Source organism: Pseudomonas sp. Leaf15, assembly GCF_001421425.1.
In the GTDB taxonomy this organism is placed as follows: domain Bacteria; phylum Pseudomonadota; class Gammaproteobacteria; order Pseudomonadales; family Pseudomonadaceae; genus Aquipseudomonas; species Aquipseudomonas salomonii.
The window spans coordinates 351484-376884 of sequence record NZ_LMKI01000034.1; the positions used below are offsets into that span (position 1 = coordinate 351484).

The following is a 25401-nucleotide window of genomic DNA, read 5'->3' on the forward strand; positions in this document are numbered from 1 at the left end:
ATCTCATCCTTGATGTCGAAAACCGTCAACGGGTGCCCTGGGTCTGTGTGGGGCGGCCCGTAATCCTTGAACGTGACTTTTCTTTAACGTCATTCGGCGTTCGAGATTTCATTTAGCCATAGCGATTTATCCTACGTATGTAGCGGAAACGAGGGACACAAGCTGCCATAAAAACCACGTCACTAATTCGACGTTTCACACAAGGTTTTCCGCCTACGAACAACCGGCGCTAAACATTAGATTTTTTTAACTAACTGATATTTAAAGTAAAAATAAATTATCCGCGACTTTCAGAAAACACTGACTACGAGCAGATGTAGCCAATTTCCTACAGCGCTTTAATCGTTTCAGCCGTCAACCATCAGCCAAGCCCGTTTCCACTCATTTGAATGTCCGGGTTTCGGGTGACAGACACCCTCGAACCTGCATGCTCAAATCCGGCAATTTTGGCGAAATGGGCCCGTGCGCGGCCGTGCCTGACTCCTATTGAGAAGGATCTTATGAAGCATTCCCCAAGCTTCCCCCTGACTGCCGCCCAGCAGGACATCTGGCTCGACCAACTGCGAACGGGCGACTCACCGTTGTACAACATTGGCGGCTATGTCGATTTTGCCGGCCCCTTGGTGCCGGAGCTGGTCCAGCGCGCCGTCGAGTTGCTGGTGGCCAGGCACGATGCCTTGCGCACCCAACTGCACAGCGATGCCGACGGCTTGCCGCGACAGACCTTCGACGCTGCGCTGACGGTGCAGGTACAGCTGCACGACTTCTGCGCGCTGCAAGACCCACAGGCGGCGAGCCAGGCGCTGATGCAGGCGCAAATGGCCCGGCCCTATGCAATGAGTGGCGAACCGCTGTTCCGGTTTTTCCTGGTCAAGCTCGATGATGATCACTACCGCCTCGGCACCCAGGCCCATCACCTGATCCTCGATGGCTGGGGGTTTGGCCAGATGCTGCAATCCCTGGCCCGCCTGTACACCGACCTCGAGCAGGGGCGGCAACCGGAGTCGTACGCACCGTCGTATATCGACTTTATCGACACCGACCAGCGTTACCAGGAGTCGGCCCGTTACGCCCGTGACCGCGCTTACTGGCTGGACAAATACCAGGTGTTGCCCGAGCCGTTACTGACGCCGCGCCACAACGCCCCGGCGCCGAGCAACACCTGGGTGGAGCCGTTTCCTGTGACGCTGCTCAATCGCATGGAACAAGTCGCCAACCGTTACCAGGCCTCGGCTTTCCATGTGCTGCTGGCGGCGCTTTACGTGTATTTCACCCGCACCAGCCAGCGTGATGAATGGGTGGTGGGGCTGCCGATCCTCAACCGTTCCAACGCACGTTTTCGTTCCACCGTGGGCTTGTTCACCCAGGTCAGTGCGGTGCGCTTTCAGTTCGCCGCGCACTTGCCGTTCAGCGCGCTGGTGCGCGGTGTGCGTGACCAGCTCAAGCAGGACTTTCGCCACCAGCGCTTTCCCCTGAGCGAGATGAACCGTGAGCTGGGCCTGCGCCGTACGGATCGCGGCCAGTTGTTTGATTTGTCGGTGTCCTTTGAGCAGGACGATCACGACCTGCGCTTCGGCCAGGTCCAGGCCCGCGCGATCAAGGTCTCCAACCACCACGAGCCACTGCCGATTGCCTTTCACCTACGCAGCAACCGTTATCAGGACACCGCTTGCCTGCACTGCGTGTACAACGAGGCGTGGTTTCGCGAGGACGAGGTGCAGGCGCTGGCGCAGCGCTTCACCTGGCTGCTGGAGCAGGGGTTGGCCAATACCGCGTTGCCACTGGCTGAATTCACTTTGGTGACGCCGGCCGAGCAGGCCCGGTTGCAGCAATGGAATGCCACCGCACACGCGCCTGCCAGCCCACAAACCCTGCATCGGCGCATCGAGGCGCAAGCGGTGCGCACGCCCGACGCCATCGCGGTGGCGCATCTGGGCCGGCAATTGACCTACGCCCAGCTCGATCAACAGGCCAATGCCCTGGCCCACCAACTGCTTGAACATGGCGTGCAGCCGGATGACCGCGTGGCGATTGTGGCGCGGCGCGGGCTCGACACCGTGGCCGGGTTGCTGGCGATCCTCAAGTCCGGCGCCTGCTACGTGCCGGTGGACCCGGCCCATCCGGCCGAGCGCCTGCACTACCTGCTGCACGACAGTTCCCCGGTGGCGGTGCTGACCCAGCACGACTTGCTGGCGCGCCTGCCGATGCTCGACGTGCCGATAATCCGCCTGGACCTGCCGACCCATGGCCGCAGCGACAGCCCACCGGTGGCGGTCACGCCGTCGAACCTGGCGTATGTGATCTACACCTCAGGCTCCACCGGTTTGCCCAAAGGCGTGATGGTCGAGCACCACACCGTGTCGAACCTGGTGGACTGGCACTGCCGCGCCTTCAACCTGCACGCGGGCAGCCATACGGCCAGCGTGGCCGGCTTCGGTTTTGACGCAATGGCCTGGGAAGTCTGGCCCGCGTTGTGCGTGGGCGCGACCTTGCACCTGGCGCCGGCCCAGGACGACGCCCAGGACATTGACGCGCTGCTCAACTGGTGGCGGGCGCAGCCGTTGGACGTGTGCTTCCTGCCGACCCCGGTGGCCGAGTACGCCTTCAGCCAGCGCCTGCAACACCCGACCTTGCACACCCTGCTGATCGGCGGCGACCGCCTGCGCAGCTTCAGCCGCGCGCAAACCTATGACGTGATCAACAACTACGGCCCCACCGAAGCCACGGTGGTCGCCACTTCCGGGCGTGTCGCGGCGGGCCAGGCGCTGCACATCGGCACGCCCATCGACAATGCCACGGTGTACGTGCTCGATGAGCAGCAGCGCCCGGTGCCGATTGGCGTGGCAGGGGAGCTGTATATCGGCGGCAAGGGTGTGGCGCGGGGTTACCTGAACCAGCCTGAACTGAGCGCCGAGCGCTTTGTGGATGACCCCTTCAACGCGGGCCGCATGTACCGCACCGGCGATTTGGCGCGCTGGCTGCCGGAGGGCAATATCGAGTACCTGGGCCGCAATGACGACCAGGTAAAAATTCGTGGCGTGCGCATCGAACTGGGGGAAATCGAAACCGCGCTGGCCAGCCATCCGGCGGTCCAGGAAGCCGTGGTGCAGTGTCGCGAAGGCCAACTATTGGCCTGGTTTGTGGCCCGGCACCGCGTCGAAATCGAAGTGTTGCGTGCCCATCTGCAAGCCTCGCTACCCGATTACATGCTGCCGGCGGCCTATGTGCAGTTGGACGCGATGCCGCTGACCGCCAACGGCAAGCTCGACCGCAAGGCGCTTCCCGCGCCCACGCAACACGCCTTTGCCACGCGTCAATTCGAGGCACCGTACGAAGGCGCGGAAACCCTGCTGGCGCAGATCTGGGCTGAGCTATTGCAGGTGCAGCACGTGGGGCGCCATGACCATTTCTTCGAACTGGGCGGCCACTCGCTGTTGGCGGTGCAGTTGGTGCAGCGCATGCGCCAGGTCGGCTTGCATGCCGATGTGCAGGTGTTGTTCGGCCAGCCGACGCTCGCCGCGCTGGCGGCGGTCAGTGGCGGCAGCGACGTCCAGGTGCCGGGCAATCGTATTGCGCCAGGTTGCAGCCACATCACGCCGGACATGCTCGCACTCGCCGAACTCGACCCGCCGAGCCTGGATCGTATCGTCGCCGGTATCCCCGGAGGCGCGGCCAATGTGCAGGAAATCTACCCGCTGGCGCCGTTGCAGGAGGGCTTGCTGTACCACCACCTCACGGACGAGCGCGACCCGTACCAGCAACATGCGCTGTTCAGTTTTGCCCGTCGCGAACAGGTGGAGGCGTTTGCCCAGGCGTTGCAGCAGGTGATCAACCGTCATGACATCCTGCGCACCAGCCTGGTGTGGGATGCGCTGGAACAGCCGATGCAAGTGGTGTGGCGCCAGGCGCAGTTGCGCGTCGGGCCGCTGCACGATCAGCACGCACCGCTGGATTTACGCCAGGCGCCGTTGATGGCCCTGGATTACGCCGAAGAGCCGCACAACCAGCGCTGGGTCGCCAAGTTGCGCTTCCATCACCTGGTCAATGACGCCACCTCGACCACCGTGCTGGTGGATGAGATTCGCGCCCACCTGCTGGGCCAGCAGGCGCAATTGCCGGAACCGGTGCCTTACCGCAACGTGGTCGCGCAAACCCGTTCGGCAGCGCGCCAGGCGGCCCATGAGGCGTTCTTTCGCGAGCGCCTGGCAGACGTTGACGAGCCGACCCTGGCGTTCGGCTTGCAGGAGCGCCAAGCCAATCGCGCCGACATCGAAGCGGCCGAACGGCCCCTGGCAGACGCCCTCAACCTGCGCCTGCGCGCTCTAGCGCGAGCGCTGGGGGTAAGTGCCGCGAGCCTGTTTCACCTGGCCTGGGCCCAGGTACTCAGCCGGGTCGCGGGCCGCGATGATGTGGTGTTCGGCACCGTTTTACTCGGCCGTTTACAAGCCGGCGAGGGCGCCGACCGGGCCTTGGGCATGTTCATCAACACCTTGCCGTTGCGCGTGCGCCTGGCCGGGCAAAGCGTGGTCGCGGCGCTGGCAGACACCCATGCGCAACTGAGCGCGCTGGTCGCCCACGAACAGGCTTCCCTGGCCCTGGCCCAGCGTTGCAGCGGGGCATCGCCGCTGTTCAACAGCCTGCTCAACTACCGGCACACGGCGGCCGATCGCGATTTGAACCTGGTGCCGGGCATTGCCCTGCTCAGCAGCGAAGACATCCTCAGCTACCCGCTGATGCTCACGGTCGACGACGTCGCCAGCGGCTTTCGCCTCACGGCCAAAGCGCCGCGCAAGGTCGGTGCCGAGCGGTTGCTGGATTACCTCGAGACGGTATTACATGGCCTGGCGGAAGCCCTTGAACAGGCGCCGACCACACCCCTGCGCGAGGTACAGGTGCTGCCGGCCAGCGAACTGAAAACGCTGTTGCTGGACTTTAATGCGACCCACACCGACTACCCCGAAACCCTCACCGTCCAAGCCCTGTTCGAAGCCCATGCGCGGCAGATCCCCGATGACATTGCGGTGCAGGCCGGCGAACGGCAGTTGACCTACCGCGAGCTCAACGAGCGTGCCAACCAGCTTGCCTTTCACCTGCGCGAGCGCGGCGTCCAGCCGGATTCGCGTGTGGCCCTGTGCGTCGAGCGCGGGCTGGAGCTGGTGGTGGGTTTGCTGGCGATCCTCAAGGCGGGTGGCGCCTATGTGCCGCTGGACCCGGGCTATCCGCGCGAACGCCTGGCCTACATGCTCAGCGACAGCCAGCCCGTGGCGTTACTGGTGCACGCGGCCACCCGTGACTTGCCCGGCGAGGTGTCGATGCCCGTAATCGACTTCGACCGCTGCGCCTGGAACCAGGCGCCTGGCGGCAACCCGTTGGTGCCCGGTTTGAGCGTCGCCAACCTGGCCTACGTGATGTACACCTCCGGCTCCACCGGCACGCCCAAAGGCGTGATGATCGAGCATCGCGGCCTAAGCAACCTCATGCACTGGGGCTCCCGGCTATGCCCGCATGCCCAGGGCGGCGCCTTGTTGCAACGTGCGCCGTTCAGCTTCGATGGCTCGGTGTGGGAGCTGTTCTGGCCGCTGACCAATGGCATGCGTCTGGTGCTCGCACGGCCCGATGGGCACCGTGAACCGGCGTACCTGGCCCAGGTGATCCGCGAGCAACAGATCAGCGTGATCAAGTTTGTGCCGGCGATGTTGCAGCAGTTTCTGGAGCTGGAAGAATCGGCGCTGTGCACCAGCCTCACCGACGTGCTGTGTGGCGGCGGTGAACTCACGGAAGCCCTGGCCCGAGGCGTGCAGGCGCGGCTGCCCAAGGTGCGCTTGCATAACGTCTACGGCCCCACCGAAGCCACGGTGGACAGCAGCGCCTGGACCCTGGAGCCCGGCGCTGCCGTGCCGGCCGTGCAACTGCCGATTGGTCGGGCGATCGACAACACCCGCCTGTATGTGCTGGATGAACATGACACGCCGGTGCCCATGGGCGTCAGCGGCCAACTGCACATCGGCGGCGTCGGTGTTGCGCGGGGGTATCTGGGCCTGGAGCAGATGACCGCCGAGCGCTTTATCGACAGCCCGTTTGTGGCCGGTGATCGGCTGTACCGCAGCGGCGATCTGGTGCGGTACTTGCCCGATGGCAACCTTGAGTTCCTGGGGCGCAATGACTTCCAGGTCAAGCTGCGGGGCGTGCGCCTGGAGCTGGGCGAAATCGAATCGCGCCTGGCCGCGCACCCGTCGCTGCGGGACGTGGCGGTGCTGATTCGTGATGAGCGTTTGGTGGCGTACTTTACCTTGCGTGGGCAAGCGCCCGGCCTGGAAGCCTTGCGTGCGTATGTGCTGGAACAGTTGCCTGAATACATGGTGCCGGCGGCGTTTGTGCAGCTGGAAGAATGGCCGCTTAACCCGGCTGGCAAGCTCGACCGCAAGGCCCTGCCGGCGCCCGGGTTGGAGGCGGTGGTGAGTCGCGCCTATGAGGCGCCGCTGGGTGAGGTGGAAACCCTGATGGCGGGCATCTGGGCCGACGTATTGAAGCTTGCGCGGGTAGGGCGTCACGACCACTTCTTCGAACTGGGCGGGCATTCATTGCTGGCGGTGACCCTGGTGGCGCGGATGCGCAAGGCAGGGTTGGAGGTGGATGCGCGCACCCTGTTCAGCCAGCCGACGTTGGCGCAATTGGCCGCCTGCACCACCGCCCAGGTACAGCGCGTGGAAGTGCCGCAAACCGCCATCCCCCAACTCAACCGCCGCCGCCGGATCTGATCGTGCCCACGCATGGGACCGATCTCAAAAGGGCAAATGCGGACAAATGTGGGAGCGGGCTTGCTCGCGAATGCGGTGCATCAGTTACAGATAAGTTGACTGACCCACCGCATTCGCGAGCAAGCCCGCTCCCACAGGGCTAATCGAGTTTATTCAGAGCGATGTTTTGGCGGGTTCAGGCACTCGATAGAGCGGTCCACCGTGGTCTTGGCCACTTCCAGCAAATGCCACACCGCCAGAATCTTCGCCCGCTGGGGGCTGGCCAGCAGATCACCGCAATTGAGCGCGGTCGCTGAAGCGCTGTCGAGCAAGCTGGCGGTGTAGAGCAGGGCATCTTCGAAGCTCAGGTCTTCGATTTGAACACCTTTGGAGGGCAGGTAATGGTCGATGGCGCGATTGAAGGCGGCGCGGTCTTTGTTGGCGTTGCGGGGTGGATCGGGGACGACTTTTTTCATGGTGTAACTCCGTGATGATTAGGAGTCGACACCCGTCGCGACTAAACGAATGGGTGGCGACTGTGCGCAGGTTAGTCGACCGGTCATCACGAAACCCGGCGCACCCGAAGGCGCCCCACGCACAGCCACCATAAAAATCGGCGGAAGACCGTGCGCGTGATGTTAGCGGGCGACTAAACCCGATCACTGATAAGCAGTGACGGATCGCAGACTAGCCATCGATTCCAACAGGCACAAGGCGGCAGGGATTGTCTAGGAAACGTCCTGCAAACGCCATCAACCGCAGTCTGATCGTTCCCATGCGCGTGGGAACGATCACTATGTGGGAGCCGGGCTTGCCCGCGATAGCGGTAGTTCAGGCAACGCCTCTGTTGCTGATACACCGCTATCGCAGCATGGGTAACTACACAACGTTTGAAGGCAGCCAATTTTTCCTGTGGCGAGCAGGCTTGTCCTGCGTTGGGCTGCGAAGCAGCCCCTAATCCAGGCGCTGAGTTCTTTCAGGAAAACTGCAGTGCCTTTACTGGGGCCGCTTCGCAGCCCAACGCAGGACAAGCCTGCTCGCCACAACAGCCCTAACCGGTTGTGTGGAAACCTATAGCTATCGCAGGCAAGCCAGCTCCCACACTTTTAGATCACAGTCAGACAGTTGGTTTTGAGGGGTTCAGGCACTCGATAGAGCGGTCCACCGTGGTCTTGGCCACTTCAAGCAAATGCCACACCGCCAGAATCTTCGCTCGCTGGGGGCTGGCCAGCAGATCACCGCAATTGAGCGCGGTCGCTGAAGCGCTGTCGAGCAAGCTGGCGGTGTAGAGCAGGGCGTCTTCGAAGCTCAAATCTTCGATTTGAACACCTTTGGAGGGCAGGTAATGGTCGATGGCGCGATTGAAGGCGGCGCGGTCTTTGGTGCTATTGCGAGGTGGGTCTGGAACAGTTTTTTTCATGGTGTAACTCCACATGGTTGGAGCTGACACCCGTCGCGACTAAACGAGGGTGGCGGCTGTACGCAGGTTAGTCGACCGGCCATATGGAAAACCGGCGCACCCGTAGGTGCCCTACGCACAGCCACCATAAAACTTCACGGAGGACCATGCGCCATATGAGACCCGAGCGACTAAACCCGATCACTGATAAGCAGTGACGGATCGCAGACTAGCCATCGATTCCAACAGGCACAAGGCGGCAGGGATTGTCTAGGAAACGTCCTGCACGCTCCGCGTGGGAATGCAGCCCGCGACGCTCCGCGTCGCACGTGCGCAATGGTGGAGGGACGCAGAGCGTCCCAATAGGCGTTCCTTTGCTGCGCGTGGGAACGATCGCCATCAACCGCAGGTTCCGATGGAACCTTTTGTGCCGTCACCACCAACACACTGTGCAGTTTCGCCTTAAACGTCGGTGTCAGCGTTTCGACGCCGTTGGATTTTGATGGACACCTGGCTCATGACCCCAACGCTTGGACACTTTCAGCCTTTCATACAGACGCGCGTGCCGACGTTGCCAGCCCCGCGCACTGAGGCCGACACCTCCAGCCTGCCGACGCGCGGGCAAACACGGCCGGCGGATGATCAACGCTCAGCGACGCAGATCTACAAGGACAACCCCATGCTGGGCACGGGCATCATGTCCCGCGCCTTTGGCTGGAACCCGCAAAGGCGTGAACGCCAAACCCGATTGATCACCCACTTGAAGCGACAGGTCGGCGACTTTACCGCCGCCAACCCGGACCCGGTGTCACGTGCCAACGCCATGTATCGCCTGGCGCGGGTGATTCACCACATTGACAACGACCCCTGCCTGCGCCGGGTCAAAGGCAGTTACCCAGGTGATGGGCGCCTGGACGTTCAGGGTGTAAAGGGTTATGCGTCCGAGGTGGACCGCCTGACTCAATTCGCCGAGCAAGGCTACCGCGTGCTCGGGGAGGGCGGTCGCGGGGTCATCTGGCCAAGGCCTTCCCGCCACGGCCGCGCAGCAGGTGACCGACGCTCGGTGCAGGCAATCACGGTGAATCCCTTGTTCAAGGCACTTGATAACGTGCTCGACGCGAACGAACGGCTCGCCTTCAAAGCGCTCGTAGGCGGTGACTGGAACGACCCCCGGTTACCCGCCGATGTTCGCGCAGCCAGTGCCGCGAATGCTGAACACGTCCTTGAATTCATCGACCAGCAAGGCGGCGCCCATTCCACAGCCAGTAACGGCGAAATAGACGGAAAGGTGGAAGACGTTCCTGATCTTCCTGCGCCTTACCTGACGCGTGAGCATTTCACGTACCCCGGCTCCGAAGCACGGCGGTTGTCGGATTTTGCTTATGTCGGTTATGCCGTGTTTGAGAAGCGCTAGCGGCATTCCAGGCAGGGTGACGCCGATAATGCCGTCAGCGTGGCGTGGGAACAAACGCCACACTGCCCCCCGAGCGCTTCTGGAACAACCGCTCGCCATTGTCCGGCTGCGTGGTAATCACCGTGTGATCCGCGCCCAGGTAGGCCAGCGGCGTCGGGTCTTCCTTGGAATACTGCGCGACGATAATGGTGCGTTGCGGGTCGAAGCCCTGGCCGCTGGTTTTTTCCAGCCAGGCCATCAAGGCGGCGCTGTCGCCCTGGTGGGGGAAGTCCTGGGTTTCGCTGACGTAGTAGAACGGTTTGCCGCCATTTTGCAGGTACATGGGTACCTTGTTGTCGACTTCTACCATCACCATCTGCCAGTGATTCCACGGTGCGCTTTTGGTCGCCTCGGCCTGTACATCGTCGGCGAAGCGGGTCACGCCGCCATTGCCGCTGACCCAGGGATAGATACCGCCGAGCACCAGCAACAGCAAGCCTGCGGTGAAGCCAAAGCCTTTTTGCCAACGTGGCCAACTGGCGGTTTTTTGCTCCAGGCGTTCACTCAACCACCAGGCGGCGAGGAGTTGGGCAAAGGGCACCAGCGGCAGCACGTAGTAGCTGCGCCGGCTGCCACTGGCGGTGAAGAACACGAACAGCAGGCCCAGGCCCCACACCAGCCAGCGCACGTTCGGTGGCGTTTGGCGCCAGTTGCGCAGTGCCAGCCACAGGCCCAGCAACCAGCACGGTGCCCAGGGCAAGGTGTAGGCGGGCAGGTAGATCAGGTAGGTGTAGATCGGCCCCATGTGGTCGAACGGGTCGAAGAAGCGCACCACGTTCTCCTTGAACACCAGTTCAAGGCCACTCTCGCCGTAAGTCGGCGCGCCGTAGAGGTGGGACAGCACGAAGGGAATCGCATAAAACGCCGCTGCAATCAGCATGGCCAGCAGCAGGCGCAGGTTGAGGTGGCGTTTGTAGCAGTGTTCGCTGAGCAGGTGCGGCAGCAGCACCAGGCCCGGCAGCACAAAACCGATCAGCCCTTTGAACAGCGAAGTGGCCGCCAGCAGCAGGAAAAATACCGTGTAACGCCCCAGCCGTGTGTCGTCCGGCCCGCGCCAATACCACCACACCGCCGCCAGCACGCCGCACACGGTGAGGATGTCGGCCGTGGCCACGCGCGCCCAGAACAGAAAGTAGAAGGTGGTGGCGAGCATCCAGCCGGCAATCAGCCCGGTGCCTTTGCGAAACAGGCGTTCGCCGATCAGATACACCAGCCAGATGCTCAGCCACGCTGCAATCACCGACGACAAGCGCAGTGACCAGGGGCCAAGCCCGCCCATCAGGTTGGCGAAGCCGGTGATCAGCCAGTAGGAGGGCAGGGGTTTGTCGTAGTAGGGCGCGCCCTTGAGGTAGGGGTCGAAGTAATCACCGCTTTGCAGCATCTGCAACGCGATGTTGGCCCAGCGGGTTTCCGGCCCCCACAAGTCGCGACTGCCCAGGCCCAGCAGCAGGAGCAGCGCCGAGACGCCCAGCAGCAACACCAGGGCGCCGCGTTCGGTTTTGAAGACACTCATGGGCGGCTCTCAAGGCAGACGTAACATTAAGGAAGCTGCGGATAAATAATCAAGAGCAGGGCGCCTTTGCGATAGCGTTTGCCCCCCGGTGGCAGTTGCCCTTCTTCGCGGTGTTCGCTGGTGCTGCGCACGCGCATCAGCACGCCGACCGAACCTTGCTGGCGCGCCTGCGCAAGCCAGCTCTGCACGCTGTCCAGGTCGACCTTGCGGTGCACCGAGTCGGCGTACTGGAGGCCATAACGCAGCTCGCCTTCGGTGTCGTAAAACGCCACTTCCGGGCGGCCCAGGCGCCAGGACAAGGCCGACGCCGAGCCCAGCTCGTTGCTGATCAAAGCATGGGTTTGTTGCAATTCATCCAGATGCTCAAGCACGAACTGGTCGGGCATTTCGGTGTCGGTGATCATCGCCGGCATGCCCGCCGGCAGTAACGCCACCAGCAAGCCGATGCCCAGCGCCGGCATTGCCCACAGGGTCAGCGGTCGCAGCGCTTGCAGCAGGTTGGCGAGGATCCACGCCAGCAACACGATAAACGCCAGGGACAGGCTGAACATCTCCGCGTGGCTGTTGCCGTACATCGGGTTGCTGATTTGCAGGTAGATCAACGCCACCATCGCGGCCAGGCCAATCACGGCGTTGACCAGCCCGTTGATCAGGATCGCGCGGGCCTTGCCTTGCTCGATCAAGTCGATCAGCGCATGGCCCATCAACAACGCCAATGGCAGCAGGCACGGCATGATGTAGGTCGGTAATTTGCCGCGGCTCATGCTGAAGAAGGCCAGGGGCAACAGCAACCACAGGGCCAGGAACACGATGGCCGGCTGGGCTTTGTCTTTCCAGGTCTTGATCAGTGTGGTCGGCAGCAACGCTGCCCAGGGCAGGCAGGCAACCACCATGATCGGCAGGAAGAACCACCAGGCCCGCGCATGCTGGGCATTGGCGGAAGAGAATCGACGGATATGCTCGTGCCAGAAGAAGAAGCGCCAGTAATCGGGCTCCTGCACGTGAATGGCCAGGGCCCACGGCACACACACGATGGCGGCGACCACAATCGCCAGCGGGCCGTAGCGCAGCAGTTCACCCAGGCGGCGCTGCCAGAGGATGTAGGGCACGGCGATCAGCACAGGCAACAGCCAGGCCAGAAAGCCCTTGGTCATAAAGCCCATGCCGCAGGCCATGCCCAGCACTGCCCAGGCACCCAGACGAGCACGCGGCGTGCGGCTGTCGAGGGCAAACCACAACGCCACCAGGCTGAGGTTGACCCAGAAGGTGAATTGCGGATCGAGGTTGGAATAACCTGCTTGCCCAGCCACCAGCCCGAAGCTCATGTAGAGCAGGGCGCAGGCGAAACTTTTGCGTGGGTCGTTCCACAAGCGGCGGGCGATGAGGTAGGCCAGCACCACGCTCAGGCCGGTGGTCAAGGCCGAAGCCACACGCACGCCGAACAGGTTTTCGCCGAACACCGCCTGCCCGAGGGCGATCAGCCAATAGCCGGCGGCGGGTTTTTCGAAATAGCGCACACCCATGAAGTGCGGTGCGACCCAATTGCCGCTCTGCAGCATTTCCTGGCTGATCTGGGCATAGCGGGTTTCATCCGGGATCCATAAACCATGCAGGCCCATGGGCAGTAGATAGAACACCGCGAAAGCCAGTAGCAACAGAGGTAAGGGTTTAAGCAGTCGAGTCATGAAAACGTCGCTCCTTGACGTTTAATGGTGAAGTAAGCAGGCATGTAAAAGTTTGTAGGAAGAATCACAAAGTTCACTAAGTCGATGAAAGTATTCATGACGTCCAATAGTAGCGGGCGCAGTTGAACATGCCAGAAAAGGGCTGTCGTTTTGCTGAACATGAAGAAAGTTATAGGTAAAAAAGTGTCTATAGCTTTTTAAGTACGGCGGACCAGGCGGGGCCTTTCATGATGCCAAGCGTCTCGAATTTGCCGTTGCCCAGTACGCGCACGAACAGGGCGCTGCCGTACTCGGCAAACGTTGCGCGGGGGTAGCCCAGGGCGCTTTCGAAGTCGGCAATACAGCCACTGTGGGTGACAAAAACGAGGTTGCGACCCGGTCGTTTGCGGCTGAGCAGTTCTTCATCGATGTCCTCGCCGCAGATGGTCTTTTCCCCTGGGGTCAGCTCGGCTTTGCCGAACATGAAGTGCGAGGTCTGTACCGTGCGCAAGGCCGGGCTGGCAACGATGTCGGTGTTTTCCAGGCCCATGAGTTTGAAGGCCTTGCCCACTTCTTCGGCACGTTGGGTGCCGACGGTCGTCAGGCCTTCAGGTGCGCCGAAGCAGGCATTGGCCGAGCGGTCGCAGCGCTCTTCGTGACGCACCAGCACGATCAGGTCGCCATCACGCCAGGCCGGCAGCACTTGCGAGGTCAGCAGGCGATTGCTGACGCTCAGGTCGCGCGGCGAGAACGGCCATAACAGGAAACCGGCGAGCAGCAAGCCGATAACGGCAAGGCCCGCCCACCACTTTCGCAGGCGCTTGAAATAGCCCCGGCGTGAGCGCGGTTTGGTCAGGGTAAGGTCAACCACATCATTCACCATGGGCACTGTCTTCAGTGTTTTATTCAAATAGGCGTAACGCACTGACGGATGCCCGTAGTTGAAGCGGAGCGTGTCATAGCGCTGCTGTCTTTTGGCTGAACATCCGACGGTTAAAAGTTGCCGTGGGCGGTAACTAACAAGTTGCCGTCTATCGACGCATGGCGGGCAATTTAGAGGGGCGAGGGTGGGCAAGCAGTGAAATCCATGTGAAAAATTTGCATGGGGCCGTCAACCAGCCGTTATGCTCGTTTGCAGTCCTTTAAACGAGCGTGTTTATGTTGCAGGTGCAAGGTGTTGTTAAAAGCTACGCCACCCCGCAAGGTCCACTGCCGGTGCTGGCGGGTGTCGACCTGTACCTGGGCGAACGTAGCAGCCTGGCGCTGATGGGCGAGTCGGGCAGTGGCAAAAGCACGTTGTTGCATCTGGTCGCCGGGCTCGACCGCGTGGACAGCGGCACTGTCCAGGTGGGCGAGCAGCGCCTGGACCAACTGAGCGAGGCGCAACTGGCCCATTGGCGGCGTACCCAAATCGGCCTGGTGTTCCAGCAGTTCAACCTGATCGGCAGCTTGCGTGTCGACGACAACCTGGCGTTCCAGGCCCGTCTGGCCGGGCGCTTCGACCCGCAATGGCAGGCGCAACTGGTGGAGCGCCTGGGCCTGGGCGACTTGCTCAAGCGTTATCCCGAACAACTCTCCGGCGGCCAACAGCAGCGGGTTGCGGTGGGCCGTGCGTTGGCCTCGCGCCCCGGCTTGTTGCTGGCGGATGAACCCACCGGCAACCTCGACGAGGCCACCAGCGATGACGTGCTGCAATTGCTGCTGGACCTGCTGCGAGACAGCCCCACCAGCCTGCTGATGGTGACCCACAGCCCGCGCATCGCCGCGCGCCTGGACCGCCAGGTGGTGTTGCGGCGTGGCCGTGTGGTCGCGTGAGATGAGGGTATTTTATTGGGCATTGCGCGCACTGTTGAGCCATTGGCGGCGGCACCCGGTGCAGTTCTTCAGCGTGCTCACCGGCTTGTGGCTGGCCACCGCACTGTTGACCGGCGTGCAAGCCCTTAACAGCCAGGCGCGCGACAGCTATGCACGTGCCAGCCAACTGATCGGCGGTGAACCCCAAGCCAGCCTGAGTGCGCCGGACGGTGCGAGTTTCCCCCAAGCGCTGTTTGCCGAACTGCGCCGTGCCGGCTGGCCGGTGTCGCCGGTGGTGCAGGGGCGGCTGCTGCTCAAGGGGCATGAAGAGCTGCGCTTGCAATTGATGGGCATCGAGCCGTTGTCGTTGCCCGGTGGCGGCGCGGTGGCGGGGCAGCGCTTGAGCCAGGCGCAGATGCTCGGGTTTTTCAACCCGCCGGGGCAAACCTGGATCGCTGCGCAAACCTTGCAGGCGTTGGGGGTGCAGGCCGGTGAGCAACCGCTGACAACCAGCGGGCAACGGCTGCCGCCGTTACAGGTTCAGCCCGACATGGCGCCCGGCCTGTTGCTGACCGATATCGGCTTCGCCCAGCCACTGTTGGATATGCCGGGGCGCCTGTCGCGCCTGCTGGTGGACAAGGCCTTTGCCGCCACCCATCCCACGCCGCCCGCCGCGCTGCAACTCAAGCAAGGCGAGGACAATAACCTCTCGCGCCTCACCGAAAGTTTTCACCTGAACCTTGATGCCTTGGGCTTTTTATCCTTTGTGGTCGGCCTGTTTATTGTCCACGCCGCCATCGGCCTGGCCCTGGAGCAACGCCGTGGATTGCTGCGCACCTTGCGTGCCTGTGGGGTCAGCGCGCGCCTGCTGATCGTCAGCCTGGCGGTTGAGCTGGGCGTGTTGTCGTTGCTGGGCGGCGTGCTGGGGGTGATCAGTGGTTACCTGCTGGCCAGTCTGTTGCTGCCGGACGTGGCCGCCAGCCTGCGCGGGCTGTATGGCGCCGAGGTGGCTGGCCAGTTGAACCTCAGCCCGTGGTGGTGGCTGGCCGGCTTGGCCTTGAGCCTGCTCGGCGCCCTGCTTGCCGGTGCCGGCAGCCTGTGGCGTGCGGCACGTTTGCCCTTGCTGGCCCTGGCCAATGCCCAGGCCTGGCACGAGGCGCATGGGCGCTGGCTGCGCCGTCAGGGTCGGGTGGCGGCTACCGCGCTGGCGATTGCAGTGCTGGCGTTGTGGTGGGGCAACAGCCTCGCCGCCGGGTTTGTGCTGATGGCCGCCTTGCTGCTGGGCGCGGCGCTCGGCCTGCCGGTGGTGCTCAATGGCCTGTTGACGACGGTGCTTGGACGCAGTCGTTCGGTATTGGGCCAGTGGTTCCTTGCCGACTGCCGCCAACAGTTGCCGGCCCTGAGCCTGGCGTTGATGGCGTTGCTGTTGGCGCTGGCGGCGAACATCGGCGCGGGCTCCATGACTTCGGGGTTTCGCCATACATTCAATAACTGGCTGGAACAACGCCTTACCGCCGAGCTGTACCTCAACCCGCAGAATCCGGCCCAGGCCGAGCAGCTTTCCAGCTGGTTGGCGCAGCAACCGCTGGTGCAGGCGGTGCTGCCCACCTGGCAGGTGGCGGTGCAATTGCAGGGCTGGCCGGCGGATGTGTTCGGTGTGGTCGATGACCCGACCTATCGCCAGCACTGGCCGTTGCTGCAAGCGGCGAGTGCGCCTTGGGACCAACTGCTGCAGGGCGATAGCGTGATGCTCAGCGAGCAATTGGCACGCCGCCTAAATGTGCGGCTGGGCGACGCCATCCAGCTCCCCACGCCGCAAGGCGTCTGGTCGCCAACAGTGGTGGGGGTTTACGCCGACTACGGCAACCCCAAGGGCCATCTGCTGGTTAATTCGCAACACCTGCTGGCGCACTGGCCGGGCCTGGCACCGGCACGCTTCAACCTGCGCGTACTGCCCGGCAATGTGCCGGCACTGGTGCAGGAGGTGCGGCGCGCCTTTGCCCTGGAGGACAGCCGCATCGTCGATCAGCAGCAGCTTAAAGGCTGGTCAAGCCAGGTGTTCGAACGCACCTTCGCCGCCACCGCCGCACTCAACAGCCTGACGTTGGGTGTCGCCGGTGTGGCGCTGTTTATCAGCCTGCTGACCCAGAGCCAAAGTCGCCTTGGCCAACTCGCACCGCTGTGGGCGCTGGGCGTGACGCGCCGGCAACTGATGCTGCTCAACCTCGGCCAAACCTGGCTGCTGGCGGTGTTGACGCTGGTACTCGCCTTGCCCTTGGGCCTGCTGCTGGCATGGTGCCTGGACGCGGTGATCAATGTGCAGGCGTTCGGCTGGCGCCTGCCCTTGCAAGTGTTCCCGTGGCAGCTGGCGCAATTGTTGGGGCTGGCCATGCTTGCCACGCTGTTGGCCTCGGCCTGGCCGCTGTGGCAGTTGTACCGCAGTCGCCCGGCGGATTTGCTGAGGACCTTTGCCAATGAAGATTAACCCCTGGTGCTGGGCCGCCATCTTGCTGTTGACGGCCTGCGACAAAGCCCCCGCGCCGCCGGAAAGCTTCGCCGGCCTTGGCAGCGAGGCGGCGGATTTTGCCCAGGTGGTGCCTGGCAAGGTCTTCAGCTTTCCCGAAGACCACGGCCCGCATCCAGGCTTTCGCATCGAATGGTGGTACGTCACCGCCAACCTCAAGGATGCCCAAGGCCGTGTGTTCGGCGTGCAATGGACGCTGTTTCGCAACGCGTTGAAGGCCGGGCCGGTGCTCGCGGGCTGGCGCGACTCGACGATCTGGCTGGGCCATGCCGCCGTCACGTCTGCCACTCGTCATTACGCTGCCGAGCGCTACGCCCGTGGCGGCGTTGGCCAGGCCGGCGCCCAGGCAGCGCCGTTCACGGCCTGGCTCGACGACTGGAGTTTCGCCACCCGGCCCGGTGCCGCCAGCGCCTTGGCCGATATGCAACTCAAGGCCACCGGCCCGCAGTTTGCCTACGATTTGCACCTGACCTCCAGCCGCCCATTGGTGCTGCAGGGTGATAACGGCTACAGCCGCAAATCCGACCAAGGCCAGGCGTCCTACTACTACAGCCAGCCGTTTTTCACGGCGACGGGCAGTGTCCGTATCGACGGCACCACCTACCAGGTCAGCGGCCCGGCCTGGCTCGACCGCGAATGGAGCAGCCAACCGCTGGCCGCCAGCCAGACCGGCTGGGACTGGTTCTCGCTGCACCTGGACCGTGGCGAGCAGTTGATGCTGTTCCGCGTGCGGCAAAAGGACGGCGCGGGTTACCTGACCGGCACCTGGATCGACCAGCAAGGGCACACCCAGACCCTGCATAACGCCGATATTCAACTCACACCGCTGGCCACCACCGAGGTTGACGGGCGCTCTGTCCCCACGCGCTGGTCATTGAAAATCCCCGGCAAACAACTGGACATTACGCCCCAGGCCGTCAACCCGAAGGCATGGATGAACCTCAGTATTCCGTACTGGGAAGGGCCGGTGCAGTTTGACGGTGGTGTGGGGTATCTGGAGATGACCGGGTATTAATCGCGGTTTTTTGTAGGCGATTTTTCTCTGCCGAGTAGGCAACTTCCCAAATGTGATTTCCCGCGCCTGGCATGTGTTCGGGCGCGCTGGCGCGTGCGTGCAAAATTTTTAGCAAAAGTACTGGTCATATATACAGTATTGTTCTACATTCCATCCCAGGTGACCGGATGTCACCGATCACCTGAAGCTTCAATTTTTTAACTATGGATGGATAAAAAATGAAACCAACCAAAGCCCTTATGCTGGGCGCGGCCATGATGGCCTCCTGCTTTATCTCGGCCTCTGCCCTGGCCGACCTGAACCTTCCCAAACTCACCCCTGGCACAGTCAGCCAAAGCGAGATTGACGCGCTTAAACCTGGCGGCACGCTCACTGCGGTGCCGATTTCGGAGGCGCTGCGGCAAAAGCTGCTGGAGGCACGGGACGGCAAGGCCAAGGCGGTTACCAAGGCTGCCAAATCCGCACCGTTCAACACCGTTATCGGCACGTTGAAAAAACCGAGCCAGAGCGAGCTGAAAAGTGCAGCGGTCGCCGACTTTGTTCCGCTGTTTCCGACCCTGGATATCAACACCCTCTACACCATCAGCGAAGTGCAAACGGGCCAGGATTTCCCTTACCACTTCAACCTGCCAAAAAGCGCGCGGGTGCTGGTGCAGTTGATCAACCAGAGTGCCGGCGCCGACATGTCGCTGAGCCTGTTCCGCGATGACGGCCAAGGCAACCTGCAGTTGCTGGCAACCGCCGATAACGCCGGCAATGCCGATGAATACATCGACGGTGTACTGCCGGCCGGTGACTACTACTGGTACATGGTGGCCAAGACCGCAACCAACGCGCAGTTCAGTTTTGGCGTGGCGGCAGACACCAACATCGATGCCTTCGAGCCCAACGACACGGCGCAAGACGCCTTTGCGCTGCCGGACACCATGAACAAGGTGAGCGGCAACCTCGACAACGCCAACGACGTCGATTACTTCGACTTCAAGGCCGTGCGTGGCCAGGCCGTGAGCATGTACTTGGCAGGCGATGACAGTGGCAGCCGTAACCAATGGATCTTCGAGCGCTTTGATGGCGTCAACTGGATCGTCGTACCGGCCGGCTCTACGTCCACCTACCCGAGTGTCACGCCGGGTACCACCGTCAAGGTGCGTGTGCGCGCCAACCCGGCCGTGACGCAGGACCCGAGCAAGTACTACCAGTTGAGCCTCGGCTCTGCGCCACGGCTGAACAGCTCGCAAGTGACAGGCGACAACATCGTGCGGGTGCCGGCATCGATATTCTGGATGGCGACTCAGGCGGGGCGCACATTGAACTGGACCACCAACTGGTCCGACTCCACGGGCGCGCCGCTGCTGGGCGTCACACCTGTGCTGCGTGTCGACAAGCGCTTTGAAGGCACCGAGTTCCATTGGACCGACTTCAAGGCCACCACCAACAGTGCCGGCACATCCCAGGCCAGTGCCGCGCTCGGTACCTGCTTTGGCGATAACCGCGTGCAGTACCCGGACAGCAGCACTGGCGTGCAGTACACCTGGGACACCACCTTCAACTTCGGCGGCTGGCGTATCGAGCTGGACGAGTTCCCGGGCGTGGGTGTCGGCGGTGACAATGTGCAATATGTGACCTTTGGGCACATCTGCACCCAAAACATCATCCATTGATACCGTGATGTAAATCAGAAGGGGCAGCCTGAACAGGCTGCCCCTTTTGGTTATTCGCCGGCCAGCGCCAGCTTCAACGGCAGGCGCGCCATGCTGGTGCTCGTGAGCGAGCCCAGGTACAACCAGTCGCCGTATTCGCGCGCGGTAGTGACCGGCGAGTAATTGCCCGCACTGCCATCCTGCAAGTTGGCGATGACCTTGCCATCGGTGTCCAGCCCCAGCACAAAGGCTTTGCGCTCGATGTGCTTGGGCACCACCATCAGTGCGCGCACCATCACCTTGCGCAACAGTGGGTAGCCGGCGAAACCGTCCAGCAACGGGTTGCGTGGCGAATAAAGGGCGACCCAGAAGCGATCGCGCCCGTTGAAACTGAGGTTGTCCGGCAGGCCCGGCAGGTTGTCGATAAACAGGTCGTGGGTGCCGCTGCGCTCGCCCTTGAGCCAGTAGCGACTGATGCGGTAGGCGCCGGTTTCATTCACCAGTACGTAGTTTTCATCCGGGCCCAGGGTCACGCCATTGGCAAATTGCAGCCGGTCCAGTAACACCTCGGTGCTGCCGGTGCTGAAGTCATAGCGCAGCAACCGGCCGTCGCCGCCATGCTCGATCACCGCTGTGCCGTCCTGGCCGTAGCCCCAGCGGCTCGTCGCATCGCTGAAGTAGGCATAGCGTCCGCCGGCATCGACGGTCACATCGTCGGTGAGACCAAAGGGTACGCCGTCAGCGCTGCTGCTCAACAGTTTGAGTTGACGGTTGGCATCCAAGGCAAGCAACCCCTTGACCCCATCGGCAATGATCAAGCGCCCATCCGGGTGTAACGCCAGGCCGAGCGGGCGGCCGCCGGTGTTGGCGAGCACTTCCAGGGTGTGGCTGTTTGGCGAGGTGCGGATAATGCGCCCGTCCTGCAGGCCGCTGATCAGAAAACCCTGGGGGTCGAGCAGCAAGGCTTCGGGGCCGGCGATGTCCTGGGCGCCGATTTTTTCAATGCCCTTGAGTCGCTGGTTCTCGGCGTAGGCGCCGTCTTTCAGCGAGGGCGCCGTGGGCGGCGACCAGTTCACCGGTTGCACTTTGGTCGGCATCAGCAGCAGAAAAGCGATGACGGCAAGCAGCAGTACGAAGAGCAAATGGCGCAGTTTTTTGGGGCGGGTACTCATGACTATTCCTGGTTGTCGTGGGCGTTCGGCTCCCAGTGCAGGGTGCCGAACAGGTAATCCATCAGGGGTAGGACGATATTGAAATTGCGCCCCTGCATCAGCTCACGGCGGTGGTGCAGGACGTGCAACTGATGCATCTGGCGAATCCAGGGCAGGCGCGCCACCGGGTGCTCGGCGGGCAGGTGTTCGCAGGCGTGAAACACTTCGTAAAGTAAATACCCAAGGATCATGCACCCGGCAAACAACCCGGCGACGTTGGGGCTCAATTGTTTGAGCAGCCACCAAGCGGGCAGGGTGATCGCCAGGCTGTGCAGCACGATCAGCCAGGCCGGAAACAGAATCACGCGCCAGTCTCGCGGGCTGTCGTAGGTCATGTGGCCGGGGGTAAAAAAGCTGTGGTGGTCACCTGTATGCCGCGCATAGAACAGCCGGGCCAGGCTGTGTTTGTGATGGCCCAGGTGGCGGTGCACGAGGTAGATGCACAGGTTGAAGAACACCAGCGTCAGCGGCACGGTCAGCCACTGGAGCGCGGTGATGTGCGTGGTGGAGGACCAGGCCAGGGCGATGCAGATGATGCCGTAGCCCATCACGAAACTGGCGTGCAGCCAGGGGTTGTAACGGGCGCTCACGGCGGCGCGGTAGCGGGCGCGGAAGGTCTCGGTGGGATGGGCCATGGCGGCACGCTCGGGTTTTTTTGTTGGAGCCTGAGCTTAGTTGGTACGCGAGATAGTGCGAGTTTTTGCGCAGTCCGCAGCTCAAATGTGGGAGCAGGCTTGTGTGGAAACAGGCTTTGGTGGGAGCTGGCTTGCCTGCGATGCAGGCACCTCGGGGTGTCAGGTAGACCGAGCAGATGCTATCGCAGGCAAGCCAGCTCCCACACAAGCCAGCTCCCACACTTGAACCGTGGGCGACCAACGGGGGCTTGCACAGCCCCCATTTACTTGCTAGCTTCTCGCAAAATGTTAACGATAACATTTGCTCTAAAAATAAAAACAAAACAGAGAACCACGCCATGAAAATGCTCCCGAAAACCCTGTGTTTACTGGCTGTCAGCATCACCCTCGGCGCCACCACTACAGCCTTTGCCGACGCCGCCAAACCGATCCGCATCGGCGCTTCCTTCCAGGAAATCAACAACCCCTATTTCGTCACCATGAAAAACGCCCTGGAAGAAGCCGGCGCGACTATCGGTGCGAAGCTGATCATCACCGATGCCCGCCATGACGTGTCCAAGCAGGTCAGCGATGTCGAAGACATGCTGCAAAAAGGCATCGATATCCTGCTGATCAACCCCACCGACTCGGTGGGCGTGCAATCGGCGGTCAAATCTGCCCACGCTGCGGGTGTGGTCGTGGTCGCAGTGGACGCCCAGGCCGACGGCCCGTTGGACTCCTTTGTCGGTTCAAAAAACTTCGACGCCGGCTTCCAGGCCTGTGAATACCTGGCCAAGAACATCGGCGACAAAGGCAATATCGCCATCCTCGACGGCATCGCCGTGGTGCCGATCCTGGAGCGTGTGCGCGGCTGCAAAGAGGCGGTGGCCAAGCACCCGGACATCAAGATTGTCAGTATCCAGAACGGCAAGCAGGAACGTGACCAGGCGCTGACCGTCACCGAAAACATGCTGCAGGCCCAGCCGGGTCTCAAGGGCATTTTCAGCGTGAATGACAACGGCTCCCTCGGCGCCCTGTCGGCCATCGAAGCCAGCGGCCTGGACGTAAAACTGGTCAGCGTCGACGGTGCACCGGAAGCCATCAAGGCGATCCAGAAGCCCGGCAGCAAGTTCATCGCCACCTCGGCGCAATACCCGCGCGATCAGATCCGCCTGGCTCTGGGCATCGCCCTCGCCAAGAAGTGGGGCTCGCAAGTGCCGGCCACCATTCCCGTCGATATCACTTTGATCGACCAGGCCAAGGCCAAGGACTTCAGCTGGTAAATCGCTCAAGCCCCACGTCAACCGTGGGGCTTGAGGTCTCCTTCTGAATACGAGGTCGGCGGTATGAGCAGTCTTCTGAAGCTGGAAAATATCTGTAAGCGCTACCCGGGCGTACAAGCCCTCAAGTCCATCAACCTGCAGGTCGAGCGCGGCGAAATCCATGCGTTGCTGGGGGAAAATGGCGCGGGCAAATCGACCCTGATGAAGATCCTCGGCGGTGTCGAGCATCAGGACGAAGGGCAGATTTTGATCGACGGCCAGGCGCAAAAGTTTGCCACTTACCGCGACGCGATCGCCGCCGGTATTGGCATCGTGTTCCAGGAATTCAGCCTGATTCCCTATCTCACGGCGGTGGAAAACATCTTCCTCGGCCATGAGCTCAGCAACCGCTTCGGCCTGCTGCGCAAACGCGAAATGGTCGAAGCCAGCCAGGCGTTATTCCAGCGCCTGGGTGTGAGTATCAACCTGCAGTGTGCGGTCAAGCACCTGAGCGTGGCCGAACAGCAATTCGTTGAGATCGCCAAGGCCCTGGCCCTGGATGCGCGCCTGTTGGTACTCGATGAACCGACCGCCACCCTCACGCCCAGCGAGGCTGAGCTGTTGTTCGAGATCATGCGCGAACTCAAGCGCCAGGGCGTGGCGGTGATCTTTATCTCTCACCACCTGGAGGAGATTTTCCAGGTGTGCGACCGCATCAGCGTGCTGCGCGATGGCGGTAACGTGGGCGTGACCGACGTGGCCGACAGTGATATCGACCGGCTGGTCGAGATGATGGTCGGCCGGCGCCTGGAAAACAGCTTTCCACCCAAACCCACGAAAGACCGTGGTCCGTTGTTGCTGGAGGTCAAGGACATCCAGTTGGTGCGCAATGGCCCGCGCAACAGCTTTCAGCTGCACAAGGGCGAGATCCTCGGCTTTGCCGGGCTGGTCGGCTCCGGTCGTACCGAGCTGGCGCTGGGCATGATGGGCGCGCTGCCGTCGGTGAGCAAAGACGTGTGGTTGCGCGGCGAGAAAGTCACCCTCGATGACCCGGCGCAGGCTCTGGCCCACGGCATTGGCCTGCTGCCGGAAAGCCGCAAGAGCGAAGGGCTGATCACCGATTTCAGCATTCGCGAAAACATCTCTTTGAACAACCTGCCCAAGTACCAGAACGCCTCGGGCCTGATCGACAAGGCCAAGGAATGCGCCAGCGTCGACGCGTTGATGCGCCAGCTGTCGATCAAGGCGCCCAGCGGCGAAAGCCGGGTGTTCAACCTCAGCGGCGGCAACCAGCAAAAGGTTGTGATTGCACGCTGGATCAACCACCACTGCGACGTGCTGGTGTTCGATGAACCCACACGCGGCATCGACGTCGGCGCCAAGGCGCAGATCTACGCCCTGATGCGCAGCCTCACCGAACAAGGCTACGCGATCATCATGATTTCTTCCGAACTGCCCGAAGTCATCGGCATGTGCGACCGCGTCGCCGTGTTCCACAAGGGCGCCATCGTCAAGCTGCTGGAATCGGCCGCCGTCAACCCACAAGAGGTCATGCGCCATGCAACAGGGGGCTCAAGTGAACAGGTCCATTAATACCGGCGACACCAGCCGACTGCGCCTGAACCTGGCGCGGCTGGTGCGCTCGCCGGCGTTTTATCCCTTCGTGGGGTTGGTGGTGGTGACCCTGGTGATGATCTTTGCCAGCGATAACTTCCTCACCACCAGCAACCTGTCGAACATTGCGCGCCAGGTGTCGATCAACGCGATTATCGCGGTGGGCATGACCTGCGTGATTCTCACCGGTGGCATCGACCTGTCGGTGGGGCCGGTGATGGCGCTGTCCGGAACCTTGACCGCAGGGCTGATGGTCGCGGGCCTGCCGCCGGGCCTGGCGATTGGCGCCGGCATGCTGATCGGCGTGGCCTTCGGCATCGGCAATGGCGTGTTCGTCGCCTACCTGCACATGCCGCCGATCATCGTCACCCTGGCGACCATGGGCATCGCCCGTGGCCTGGGCCTGATGTACACCGACGGCTACCCGATTTCGGGGTTGCCGGAGTGGTTCGGTTTCTTCGGCCGCCAAAGCCTGTTCGGCGTCGACGTGCCGATCCTGATCATGCTCGTCACCTACTTTGCCGCCTATGTGTTGCTGCAACACACGCGCATCGGCCGCTACATCTATGCCATCGGTGGCAATGAAGAAGCGGTGCGTTTGTCGGGCGTGCGGGCGGCGCGCTTCAAGTTGCTGGTGTACGGCATCAGCGGCCTGACCGCGGCGATTGCCGGGCTGGTGCTCACCTCACGCTTGATGAGCGGCCAGCCGAATGCCGGCGTGTCGTTCGAGCTGGATGCGATTGCGGCGGTGGTACTCGGCGGTGCGTCGATTGCCGGCGGGCGCGGGGTGATTGTTGGCACCTTGCTCGGCGCCATGCTGCTGGGCGTACTCAATAACGGCTTGAACATGCTCGGGGTCTCGCCCTACGTCCAGAGCGTGATCAAGGGCGGGATCATTTTGCTGGCGATTTTCATCAGCCGTCAGCGCCATAAATAAACACCTGACAAGAAAGGACCGAAC

At 62.3% G+C, this 25401-nt stretch carries 16 protein-coding genes; 9 read left to right on the top strand and 7 right to left on the bottom strand.

What is annotated here, in order from left to right:
* Positions 1-500: 500 nt before the first annotated feature.
* Entirely contained in the window at positions 501-6758 is a 6258-nt protein-coding gene (locus ASE80_RS25280; RefSeq protein ID WP_056861317.1) for a non-ribosomal peptide synthetase, read from the top strand.
* Positions 6759-6907: 149 nt separating this feature from the next.
* Here the strand turns inward: ASE80_RS25280 and ASE80_RS25285 are convergent, their stop codons facing one another.
* Positions 6908-7213, bottom strand: coding sequence for a DUF6124 family protein (locus tag ASE80_RS25285; protein ID WP_056861318.1), 306 nt, complete (start codon positions 7211-7213; stop codon positions 6908-6910).
* Positions 7214-7854: 641 nt separating this feature from the next.
* Positions 7855-8157 (bottom strand): DUF6124 family protein, encoded by a 303-nt coding sequence (locus ASE80_RS25290; RefSeq protein ID WP_056861319.1) that lies wholly within the window; start codon positions 8155-8157, stop codon positions 7855-7857.
* A gap of 496 nt (positions 8158-8653) precedes the next feature.
* Between ASE80_RS25290 and ASE80_RS25295 the strand changes: the two genes are divergently transcribed.
* Entirely contained in the window at positions 8654-9550 is an 897-nt protein-coding gene (locus tag ASE80_RS25295; protein ID WP_133257314.1) for a hypothetical protein, read from the top strand.
* A gap of 34 nt (positions 9551-9584) precedes the next feature.
* On the opposite strand, the gene ASE80_RS25300 is transcribed toward ASE80_RS25295, so the two are convergent.
* The 3 genes from ASE80_RS25300 to ASE80_RS25310 all read right to left on the bottom strand — a co-directional run bounded on the left by ASE80_RS25300 (position 9585) and on the right by ASE80_RS25310 (position 13649).
* Entirely contained in the window at positions 9585-11102 is a 1518-nt protein-coding gene (locus ASE80_RS25300; RefSeq protein WP_056861321.1) for an ArnT family glycosyltransferase, read from the bottom strand.
* Between the two features lie 26 nt (positions 11103-11128).
* Complete coding sequence (gene arnT / locus ASE80_RS25305; protein WP_056861322.1) at positions 11129-12787, bottom strand: lipid IV(A) 4-amino-4-deoxy-L-arabinosyltransferase; 1659 nt, start codon at positions 12785-12787, stop codon at positions 11129-11131.
* Between the two features lie 187 nt (positions 12788-12974).
* Entirely contained in the window at positions 12975-13649 is a 675-nt protein-coding gene (locus tag ASE80_RS25310) for an Ais protein (RefSeq protein ID WP_056861323.1), read from the bottom strand.
* A 275-nt stretch (positions 13650-13924) separates the two neighbouring features.
* Here ASE80_RS25310 and ASE80_RS25315 point away from each other — a divergent pair, with 275 nt between their 5' ends.
* From ASE80_RS25315 to ASE80_RS25330, 4 genes are all read left to right on the top strand, one after another.
* Positions 13925-14581 carry an ABC transporter ATP-binding protein gene (locus tag ASE80_RS25315; RefSeq protein ID WP_056861324.1) on the top strand — a complete coding sequence of 219 codons (657 nt, stop codon included), beginning with the start codon at positions 13925-13927 and terminating at the stop codon, positions 14579-14581.
* Position 14582: 1 nt separating this feature from the next.
* Positions 14583-17045, top strand: coding sequence for an ABC transporter permease (locus ASE80_RS25320; RefSeq protein ID WP_056861325.1), 2463 nt, complete (start codon positions 14583-14585; stop codon positions 17043-17045).
* Complete coding sequence (locus ASE80_RS25325) at positions 17035-18099, top strand: lipocalin-like domain-containing protein (protein WP_056861326.1); 1065 nt, start codon at positions 17035-17037, stop codon at positions 18097-18099. The genes ASE80_RS25320 and ASE80_RS25325 overlap by 11 nt, the downstream gene beginning before the upstream one ends.
* Positions 18100-18317: 218 nt before the next feature.
* Positions 18318-19760: a hypothetical protein gene (locus tag ASE80_RS25330; protein WP_056861327.1), complete on the top strand. Its 1443-nt coding sequence runs from the start codon at positions 18318-18320 to the stop codon at positions 19758-19760.
* A gap of 50 nt (positions 19761-19810) precedes the next feature.
* Here ASE80_RS25330 and ASE80_RS25335 read toward each other — a convergent pair whose 3' ends face one another.
* Positions 19811-20911 carry an SMP-30/gluconolactonase/LRE family protein gene (locus tag ASE80_RS25335; protein ID WP_056861328.1) on the bottom strand — a complete coding sequence of 367 codons (1101 nt, stop codon included), beginning with the start codon at positions 20909-20911 and terminating at the stop codon, positions 19811-19813.
* A gap of 2 nt (positions 20912-20913) precedes the next feature.
* Positions 20914-21585: a sterol desaturase family protein gene (locus ASE80_RS25340; protein ID WP_056861329.1), complete on the bottom strand. Its 672-nt coding sequence runs from the start codon at positions 21583-21585 to the stop codon at positions 20914-20916.
* A 338-nt stretch (positions 21586-21923) separates the two neighbouring features.
* Here ASE80_RS25340 and ASE80_RS25345 point away from each other — a divergent pair, with 338 nt between their 5' ends.
* From ASE80_RS25345 to ASE80_RS25355, 3 genes are all read left to right on the top strand, one after another.
* Complete coding sequence (locus ASE80_RS25345) at positions 21924-22847, top strand: substrate-binding domain-containing protein (protein WP_056861330.1); 924 nt, start codon at positions 21924-21926, stop codon at positions 22845-22847.
* 63 nt (positions 22848-22910) lie between these two features.
* The gene (locus ASE80_RS25350; protein WP_056861331.1) at positions 22911-24419 is read left to right on the top strand and encodes a sugar ABC transporter ATP-binding protein; all 1509 of its coding nucleotides are present in this window, start codon (positions 22911-22913) and stop codon (positions 24417-24419) included.
* On the top strand, positions 24385-25377 hold the full coding sequence (locus ASE80_RS25355) for an ABC transporter permease (protein WP_056861430.1): 993 nt from the start codon (positions 24385-24387) through the stop codon (positions 25375-25377). Before ASE80_RS25350 ends, ASE80_RS25355 begins: the two co-directional genes overlap by 35 nt.
* Positions 25378-25401: the final 24 nt, after the last annotated feature.

Coding starts and splice junctions, on each gene's coding strand:
- ASE80_RS25350 (WP_056861331.1), top strand. CDS start 22,911: ATGAGCAGTCTTCTGAAGCTGGAAAATATCTGTAAGCGCTACCCGGGC.
- ASE80_RS25310 (WP_056861323.1), bottom strand. CDS start 13,649: ATGGTGAATGATGTGGTTGACCTTACCCTGACCAAACCGCGCTCACGC.
- ASE80_RS25285 (WP_056861318.1), bottom strand. CDS start 7,213: ATGAAAAAAGTCGTCCCCGATCCACCCCGCAACGCCAACAAAGACCGC.
- ASE80_RS25335 (WP_056861328.1), bottom strand. CDS start 20,911: ATGAGTACCCGCCCCAAAAAACTGCGCCATTTGCTCTTCGTACTGCTG.
- ASE80_RS25295 (WP_133257314.1), top strand. CDS start 8,654: ATGACCCCAACGCTTGGACACTTTCAGCCTTTCATACAGACGCGCGTG.
- ASE80_RS25290 (WP_056861319.1), bottom strand. CDS start 8,157: ATGAAAAAAACTGTTCCAGACCCACCTCGCAATAGCACCAAAGACCGC.
- ASE80_RS25340 (WP_056861329.1), bottom strand. CDS start 21,585: ATGGCCCATCCCACCGAGACCTTCCGCGCCCGCTACCGCGCCGCCGTG.
- ASE80_RS25345 (WP_056861330.1), top strand. CDS start 21,924: ATGAAAATGCTCCCGAAAACCCTGTGTTTACTGGCTGTCAGCATCACC.
- ASE80_RS25300 (WP_056861321.1), bottom strand. CDS start 11,102: ATGAGTGTCTTCAAAACCGAACGCGGCGCCCTGGTGTTGCTGCTGGGC.
- ASE80_RS25320 (WP_056861325.1), top strand. CDS start 14,583: ATGAGGGTATTTTATTGGGCATTGCGCGCACTGTTGAGCCATTGGCGG.
- ASE80_RS25325 (WP_056861326.1), top strand. CDS start 17,035: ATGAAGATTAACCCCTGGTGCTGGGCCGCCATCTTGCTGTTGACGGCC.
- arnT (WP_056861322.1), bottom strand. CDS start 12,787: ATGACTCGACTGCTTAAACCCTTACCTCTGTTGCTACTGGCTTTCGCG.
- ASE80_RS25315 (WP_056861324.1), top strand. CDS start 13,925: ATGTTGCAGGTGCAAGGTGTTGTTAAAAGCTACGCCACCCCGCAAGGT.
- ASE80_RS25280 (WP_056861317.1), top strand. CDS start 501: ATGAAGCATTCCCCAAGCTTCCCCCTGACTGCCGCCCAGCAGGACATC.
- ASE80_RS25355 (WP_056861430.1), top strand. CDS start 24,385: ATGCAACAGGGGGCTCAAGTGAACAGGTCCATTAATACCGGCGACACC.
- ASE80_RS25330 (WP_056861327.1), top strand. CDS start 18,318: ATGAAACCAACCAAAGCCCTTATGCTGGGCGCGGCCATGATGGCCTCC.